The organism is Nostoc sp. CHAB 5715, assembly GCF_020829685.1.
In the GTDB taxonomy this organism is placed as follows: Bacteria; Cyanobacteriota; Cyanobacteriia; order Cyanobacteriales; family Nostocaceae; genus Nostoc.
Window position 1 is genome coordinate 1 of record NZ_JAIVFR010000793.1, and the last position, 3,569, is coordinate 3,569.

The 3,569-nt window shown below is 44.7% G+C and carries 4 protein-coding genes; all 4 read left to right on the top strand.

The window, feature by feature from the left end; translation table 11 throughout:
• Positions 1 to 129: 129 nt before the first annotated feature.
• Positions 130 to 1,650: a F0F1 ATP synthase subunit alpha gene (gene atpA / locus LC574_RS31360; protein WP_229457476.1), complete on the top strand. Its 1,521-nt coding sequence runs from the start codon at positions 130 to 132 to the stop codon at positions 1,648 to 1,650.
• A gap of 95 nt (positions 1,651 to 1,745) precedes the next feature.
• A complete protein-coding gene (locus LC574_RS31365; RefSeq protein ID WP_229457477.1) occupies positions 1,746 to 2,693 on the top strand; it encodes a F0F1 ATP synthase subunit gamma in 948 nt (315 codons plus the stop codon).
• Positions 2,694 to 2,909: 216 nt separating this feature from the next.
• Entirely contained in the window at positions 2,910 to 3,224 is a 315-nt protein-coding gene (locus LC574_RS31370) for a bifunctional 2-polyprenyl-6-hydroxyphenol methylase/3-demethylubiquinol 3-O-methyltransferase UbiG (RefSeq protein WP_229457478.1), read from the top strand.
• A gap of 42 nt (positions 3,225 to 3,266) precedes the next feature.
• Positions 3,267 to 3,509 (top strand): hypothetical protein, encoded by a 243-nt coding sequence (locus LC574_RS31375; RefSeq protein WP_229457479.1) that lies wholly within the window; start codon positions 3,267 to 3,269, stop codon positions 3,507 to 3,509.
• Positions 3,510 to 3,569 lie beyond the last annotated feature (60 nt).

The window sequence follows — 3,569 nt, forward strand, 5'->3', positions numbered from 1 at the left end:
GTAAAGCTTAAAAGTTAAAAGTCAAAATAAATTACTATTTACTTAACTCCTAACTACTAACTCCTAACTCTTAACTCATCACTCTTAACTCTTGAATTTTTCAGTCTCGAAAGCAAACAAGATAGACACATGAGCATATCAATTAGACCTGACGAAATTAGCAGCATTATCCAACAACAAATCGAGCAATACGATCAAGAGGTCAAAGTTGCTAACGTTGGTACTGTCCTACAAGTAGGTGACGGTATTGCCCGGATTTATGGTCTGGAAAAGGCTATGTCTGGGGAACTTTTAGAATTTGAAGATGGTACAATTGGCATCGCCCAGAACTTAGAAGAAGACAATGTGGGCGCGGTACTCATGGGTGAAGGGCTAGAAATTCAAGAAGGTAGCTCTGTAACCGCTACCGGTAGAATTGCCCAAGTACCCGTAGGAGAAGCCTTAATTGGACGAGTTGTAGACGCTTTGGGTCGTCCCATTGATGGTAAGGGAGACATCAAGACTTCAGACAGCCGTTTGATTGAATCCCCAGCACCTGGTATCATTGCTCGTCGATCTGTACACGAACCCATGCAAACGGGTATCACAGCTATTGACTCAATGATTCCTATCGGTCGTGGTCAGCGCGAATTGATTATCGGCGATCGCCAAACCGGCAAAACTGCGATCGCAATCGACACAATCATCAACCAAAAAGAAGAAGATGTAATTTGTGTATACGTTGCGATCGGTCAAAAGGCTTCCACCGTCGCTAACGTGGTGCAGACATTGCAAGAAAAAGGCGCAATGGATTACACCATCGTCGTCGCCGCTAACGCCAGTGACCCAGCAACCCTGCAATTCCTAGCTCCCTACACAGGCGCAACTATTGCCGAGTACTTTATGTACAAAGGCAAAGCTACCCTGGTAATTTATGATGACCTCTCCAAGCAAGCCCAAGCTTATCGCCAAATGTCACTACTGCTGCGTCGTCCACCCGGACGCGAAGCTTATCCTGGAGATGTATTCTACATTCACTCCCGTTTGCTAGAAAGAGCAGCAAAGCTAAGTGACGAATTAGGTAAAGGCAGTATGACCGCCCTACCAATTATCGAAACCCAAGCTGGTGACGTTTCAGCATACATCCCCACTAACGTAATTTCCATTACCGATGGTCAGATATTCCTATCTTCTGACTTGTTTAACGCTGGTATCCGTCCAGCTGTGAACCCTGGTATTTCTGTATCCCGCGTGGGTTCTGCGGCGCAAACCAAGGCAATGAAAAAAGTTGCTGGTAAGATTAAATTGGAACTAGCCCAATTTGACGACCTGCAAGCCTTCGCTCAATTTGCTTCTGACTTGGATAAAGCCACTCAAGACCAGTTGGCACGGGGTCAACGTTTACGCGAACTCCTCAAGCAGCCACAAAATTCGCCACTCTCGGTATACGAGCAAGTAGCAATTCTCTACGCTGGTATCAATGGTTACTTAGATGACGTTCCTGTAGATAAAGTTACAACCTTTACCCAAGGTCTGCGCGAGTACTTAAAGACTGGTAAAACCCAGTATGCCGAAGGAGTAAGAGCCTCCAAAGCACTAGGTGATGCAGAAGAAGCTGCCTTGAAGGAAGCACTTACCGAATACAAGAAGACCTTCAAAGCAGCAGCGTAATTAGTCATTAGTCATTAGTCATTAGTCATTGGTAAATAACTAATGACTAGTGACAAAGGACAAATGACAAATGACTAAGGACTAAGGAAAAGAATATGGCCAATCTAAAAGCAATACGCGATCGCATTCAGTCGGTCAAAAACACCAAAAAAATCACAGAAGCCATGCGCCTCGTAGCTGCGGCTAGAGTGCGTCGGGCGCAAGAACAAGTGCTAGCGACTCGCCCCTTTGCCGATCGCTTGGCACAAGTATTGTATGGTTTGCAAAGCCGTCTGCGCTTTGAAGAAGCAAACCTACCATTGCTGAGAAAACGGGAAGTTAAGTCAGTCGGGCTGTTGGTTATCTCAGGCGATCGCGGTTTATGCGGCGGCTACAATAGTAACGTTATCCGCCGTGCAGAAAATCGCGCCAAAGAAATCAAGGCAGAAGGTTTAAACTATCAATTTGTGTTGGTCGGGCGCAAAGCTACACAGTACTTTCAACGCCGCAATCAGCCCATTGATGCTACCTATAGCGGCTTAGAGCAAATTCCCACCGCAGCAGAAGCCAATCAGATTGCCGATCAATTACTTTCCTTGTTCCTTTCGGAAGAAGTTGACCGCATCGAATTAATCTATACCAGATTCCTTTCCTTAGTTAGCTCCCGGCCTGTGATACAAACCTTACTGCCCCTCGATCCGCAAGGTCTAGAAGCAGGCGATGACGAAATCTTCCGCTTGACAACCCGTGGTGGTAAATTTGAAGTCGAGCGGGAGAAAGTGACTAACCAAGTCCGCACGTTGGCTCCTGACATGATTTTCGAGCAAGATCCAGTGCAGATTCTCGATTCTTTGTTGCCCCTGTATCTGAGTAACCAGCTATTGCGGGCGCTGCAAGAATCGGCGGCTAGTGAACTAGCAGCCCGGATGACAGCCATGAGTAATGCTAGTGAAAATGCTGGTGAATTGATTAACACCCTCACCCTGTCTTACAACAAAGCCCGACAAGCTGCAATTACCCAGGAACTCCTAGAGGTTGTTGGTGGTGCTGAAGCACTAACTTAGGGAATAGCTAATTGTTAATTGTGATAAATAGCTAATTGCTAGTTTGTTTTGAAATTAGCAATTGGCTATTTTTAGTATTTGAGACTTTTATAAATCAATACGGTTCAGTTAAGGCCAAAACTCTTTATCAAAGTCAAATTTTTTAACGAACCGCCAAGGACGCCAAGGACGCAAAGAGAAGGAAGAAATGCTTAACTGAACTGTATTGTTTTATAAATGACATTAACGGCATACGGGCCCTTATGTACTGAGGTTTATGAAATAACCAAGCCCATTGATCGAGATTATCCTGATGTTCCATACTACATCAGACATCTTTCATTAATTGGTGGCAGAATTTTAGAGGCGATGGTTGGGACGGGACGACTACTTATCCCACTGCTAGAAGCTGGAATTAATGTTGAGGGTATTGATAGTTCACCAGATACGCTTGCTGTTTGTCGAAAACACTGTACTGACAGGAATTTAAATCCTGTTCTCCATCAAGGTTGTGTAGAAAAACTTGATATTCCTGGTAAATTTAGTGCGTAGGCGTAGCCCGCCGTAGGCATCGCAGTTTCCTTTGGCTCATTCATGCTGCTAGAAAAGCGAACTGCTGCTGTGGCTGCACTGCAAGCTTTTACTCGACATCTGGAACCACAAGGGCGAATCTTCATCGATTTGGAATTACCTATTGAAGATTTTAAAACAGAGAATATTGTTAAGCAGCGATCGCCAATCAACTGCCCAGATGGATCAACAATCCTTTTACAATCCACATCTTGGATAGACTGGCTCAATCAAGTTAACACAACCTTGATGGAGAACAGGATTTAAATTCCTGTCAGTACAGTGTCTTCGACAAACAGCAAGCGTATCTGGTGAACTATCAATACC

Excerpts from the sequence above, each read along its gene's own strand:
- LC574_RS31365 (WP_229457477.1), top strand. The coding sequence starts at position 1,746 with ATGGCCAATCTAAAAGCAATACGCGATCGCATTCAGTCGGTCAAAAAC.
- atpA (WP_229457476.1), top strand. The coding sequence starts at position 130 with ATGAGCATATCAATTAGACCTGACGAAATTAGCAGCATTATCCAACAA.
- LC574_RS31375 (WP_229457479.1), top strand. The coding sequence starts at position 3,267 with ATGCTGCTAGAAAAGCGAACTGCTGCTGTGGCTGCACTGCAAGCTTTT.
- LC574_RS31370 (WP_229457478.1), top strand. The coding sequence starts at position 2,910 with ATGACATTAACGGCATACGGGCCCTTATGTACTGAGGTTTATGAAATA.